Genomic DNA, 4,129 nt, shown 5'->3' with positions numbered 1-4,129 from the left:
GGGGGGGGGGGCGGGGGGGGGGGGGGGGGGGGGGCGGGGGGCGGCGGGGGGGCGCGGGGGCGGGGCCGCGCGGGGCCCCGCGACACGGCCTCCGCGGCGGCGCTGCTGCGGGACTGGAGCGTGGCGGCGACGGTCGCCGTCGCCGTGATGCTCGTCACAGGCCTGCTGCTGACCTGGTACCTGACGCTCCGCCTCGACCGCATCCTCGATGCCTGGCATGGCTGGGCGCTGGCCTGGAAGGTGGCGGCGGTGCTCGCCGCACTCGGCCTCGCGCTGTGGAACAGGCTGCGCCACACGCCGGCGCTGACGCGCGGGGAGGACGGCGCGGGCGCACGGCTCGCAGCCTCGATCCGGATCGAGAGCGTGGTCGTGCTGCTCGCCTTCTACGCCGCGGCCGAGATGGTCTCGGTGCATCCGGCCGATTACGGGCACCGCGTGCAGGGGTGAGGCGCCGCCCCGCTACCGCACGCGCAGTTCCGCCCGCGCCGCCGCGCCCTCCGAGTCCAGCACGGTGATGCGGTAGAAGCCGGGGCCGGGCGGGGTCCAGGCGGTCTCGCGGCGGGCCCGATGCGCCTCGACCGGGGCGCCATCCACCAGGAAGGTCAGCGGCCGGCGGCCGCCCGCGGCGCGGATCGTCACGCTGCCGCCCTCGGCCAGCACCGCGCCCGGCATGGGAAAGAGCAGGCGCAGGCGGTCGGCGGCCTCGGCGCCAAGGGTCATGGGATTTGCGGGCGCGGCGCGCACCGGCAGCGCTTCGCGCGGCGCGGCGGGGAGCAGCGCGAAGGCGCGGGCGAGGACGGGCAAAGCGAGGGTCGCACCGGTCGCGCCCGGCATCGCCGTGCCGTCCGGCCTGCCGATCCACACGCCCGCGACATGCCGCGCATCGAGGCCGAAGGCCCAGGCATCGCGCCCGCCCCAGCTCGTGCCGGTCTTCCAGGCGATGCCGGCCGGGCCGCCGCGCGGAAAGGGCTGCACCAGCACGCCTGCGGCCTGCGCGGCCGCATGCGCGGCCAGCACGCGCGGACGCTCCTGTTCCTCCGCACCGGGCAGCACGCGGATCGTGCCGCCCTGCCCGCCCTCGGCGAGCATCGCATAGAGCGAGACCATCCCGCGCAGCGTCATGCCCGCGCCGCCGAGCGCGAGCGGCAGGGAGGGCCCGGCGCCCGCGGGCAGGCGCGGCGGCGCGCCGGAAGCCTTGAGGAGCGACGCGAAGCGCAGCGGCCCGACCTCGTTCAGCAGCGCCACGGCCGGCAGGTTCAGCGAGCGGCGCAGCGCATCCGCCGCCGTGATGCGGCCTTCGAAGCCGCGGTCGAAATTTTCGGGGGCATAGCTGCCGAAGCGGCGCGGCATGTCGGAGAGCACCGTCTCGGGCCGCACGACGCCATGCTCGAAGGCCAGCGCGTAGAGGAAGGGCTTGAGCGCCGAGCCCGGCGAGCGCACCGCGCGCGTCAAATCCATCATGCCCGCGCGCGCTTCCTCGCCGAAGGCGCCGGCGACGAGCGCGCGCACCTCGCGCGATCCGCTCTCGGCGATCACCAGGGCGAGGGCGGCGCGCGGATGCAGCTCGCGCAACGCGTCGAAGGCGAGGCGTTCCGCGGCACGCTGCAGGTCGCGGTCGAGCGTGGTCGCGATGCGCGCGCCGGGCTCGGCATTGCGCGCAAGCTCGCGCGCGAGATGCGGCGCGAGGCGCGGCATGGCGTTCCGCTGCGAGGGCACGGGCTGGGCGAGTGCGTAGGCGCGCTCGCCATCGTTGACCGCGCCGGCCTCCGGCGCGCGGGCGAGCAGCACGGCGTCGCGCGCGCGTCGCGCGGCCTCGGCGTGGCGATCGGGGCGCAGCGCCTCGGGCCGGCGGGCCAGCGCGATGAGCAGCGCGGATTCCGCGGCGTCGAGCGTCGCCGGCGCGCGGCCGAACCAGGCGAGCGAGCCGGCGCGCAGCCCTTCGAGATTGCCGCCCTGCGGCGCGAGCGTGAGCCAGATCGAGAGGATTTCCTCCTTGGAGAACCGCGCTTCGAGTTGCAACGCACGAAAAATCTCGATGGCCTTGCTGCGCAGGGTGCGCGGGCGCGGCTCCAGCAGGCGCGCGGCCTGCATCGTCAGCGTGGAGCCGCCGGAGACGACGCGCCCCGCGCGCAGCCATTGCGCGGCGGCGCGTGCGAGGGCGAGCGGGTCGACACCGGGATGGTTGAGGAAACGCCGGTCCTCCGCCGCGAGCAGCATCGCAACGAGATGCGGCGGCACATCCTGCGGCGTGGTGCGCAGCCGCCAGGTGCCGCCTGCGACGGGCAGGACGGAAAGCGTGCGGCCCTCGCGGTCCAGGATTTCGGTGCCGGTGCTGCGGTAGCGGGAGAGCTCGGGCGGGAAGAGGCGGTCGAGGGCGAGCGCGGAGAGGACGAGGGCGGCAACCGCGCCCGCGCCCCATCCGACAAGCCTGCGGCGCCGCGCGCCCTCCGCCATCTACCGCCTCGGCTGCGACGCCGGCGCAGGCGGTGGCGTGGGCGCCGGATCATCCGGCCCGAGCACCGCGATCCGCGCGCTGTTCTGCCGCGCGAAGACACCGGGGCGATACATGTCCTGCGCCTCCATCCCCGGCAGCTCGAACCGCCCCGCCGTCACCGCGCGCACGCGCACCGCGAGCCGCGCGAGCGCATTCTCCGGCGTCAGCGTCACCGCCGCGGCGAAGCGGTCGTCGCGCGCGGGCATGCTGTCGGGCTCGGTCAGCGTGCCGAGCCAGGGCATGCCCTGCACCTCGCCCGCCGGCAGCCGTCCGGTGATCTCCCACCCCGCGGGCAGGCCCTGCAGAACCATCGCCATGTGGCTCTCATTGGTCAGCGCGCGGGCCTCGAGCAGCACCACGAAATCCGTGCCGGTGCGCAGCGCATCCAGGTTCAGCGCCTGGCCGTCCAGCGCGAAGAAGCGCCGCGCGACGCGCATGCCCTGCGACGCGGCGGGCAGCGGCGAGCTCGGCACGCCGACCACCGACACCGCCTGCACCACCGGCGCCTGTCCGCGATTCTGCGCGGTGGCGTCGCCGGTCAGCGCCGCGCCGACCACCGCGGCGACGGGCAGGTCGCGGCCATCGAGCAGGATGCGCACCGGCCGCCCGTCCCGCCCGAGCGCCTGCGCCGCGGCGATGGCCCAGGCCTGTTCCTGCGTGCTGGTGTTGGCGGGCGTGAGATCCGCGCCGGGCAGCCTGCCGAGCAGGTTCGGCAGCCGGTCCTGCGCGACGCCGCTCTCCTTCAGCAGCACCGCCATCGCGAGCAGGTCGCGCGAGGCGCTGCCGAAATCGAAGCTCCAGTACTGCCGCGCGCTGGCATCCAGCGCGCTCGCGAAAAGCTGCGTCGCGCGCTGCGCGTCGCCGGCCCGCGCGAAGGCGCTGGCGAGCTGCGCACGCGCGAGCGGCGTCGGCAGCGCATCGGGATTCTCCGCCAGCCGCCGCGCCGCGCCGAGGCGATTGCGCCCGGCGAGTGCGAGGACGTGGACGCGATAGGCCATTGCGGCGACCTGCTCCGGGTCGTCCGTGCCGCGATCCAGCCCTTCCTCCGCCGCACGCAGCGCATCCTCCAGCGCCGATTGCGGCACCGTCACGCCTGCGGCGCGGGCGCGCAGCAGCGCCTCGGTCGCGTAGAGGCTCGCCCAGTCCTGCACCTGGCCTTCCGCGCTCCAGAATCCGAAGCGGCCGTCGAAGCGCTGGCGGTCGAGGATCGAGGCGATGGCGCGGCCGAGTGCGGCGGCATCATCCGCCGCCGTGTCCGGGTTCTGCGGTGCATGCACCAGCGCCATCACGCGGGAGGACGCCTGCTCCACGCAATCCAGCGGGAAGCGCAGCAGCGAGGCCAGCAGCGCCGCCGGATCGTAGCGCACCGGCGCGCCCCAGGTCGCGCGCGCCTGCCAGGTACCGGCGATGAAGCGATCGGACGGCACCGGCACCGGCGCCGTCTCGTTCGGCGCCAGCGTGCGCGTCGCGATCTCTGTCACCGGCGCGCGGGAGGAGCGGACGGTGATGCGCGCCTCGCGCTGCGTCGCGAAGCCGTTCGGCCCCGTCACCGCAAGGCGCAGCACGCCCTCGCCGGGGCCCCCCCCCCCCGGCCGCGGGGGGGGGGGGGGGGGCGCCCGCCCGCCGCGGGCGGAG

3 protein-coding genes are annotated in these 4,129 nt (G+C 76.3%); 1 reads left to right on the top strand and 2 read right to left on the bottom strand.

Annotated features, from left to right (window positions below; translation table 11 throughout):
• On the top strand, window positions 1-447 hold a 447-nt coding region (locus AC1MIR_RS26370), incomplete at its 5' end, for a CopD family protein (protein WP_480031150.1).
• A gap of 12 nt (window positions 448-459) precedes the next feature.
• On the opposite strand, the gene pbpC is transcribed toward AC1MIR_RS26370, so the two are convergent.
• Together pbpC and AC1MIR_RS26360 are read right to left on the bottom strand one after the other, a co-directional pair.
• A complete protein-coding gene (gene pbpC / locus AC1MIR_RS26365) occupies window positions 460-2,454 on the bottom strand; it encodes a penicillin-binding protein 1C (protein ID WP_480031149.1) in 1,995 nt (664 codons plus the stop codon).
• Window positions 2,455-4,129: alpha-2-macroglobulin family protein (locus AC1MIR_RS26360; RefSeq protein WP_480031148.1), on the bottom strand; the 1,675-nt coding region annotated here is incomplete at its 5' end.

This window comes from Falsiroseomonas sp. RANM36 (assembly GCF_056682175.1).
The sequence above is the reverse complement of the archived record's forward strand: the minus strand, read 5'-3'. Positions and strand labels throughout refer to the sequence as shown.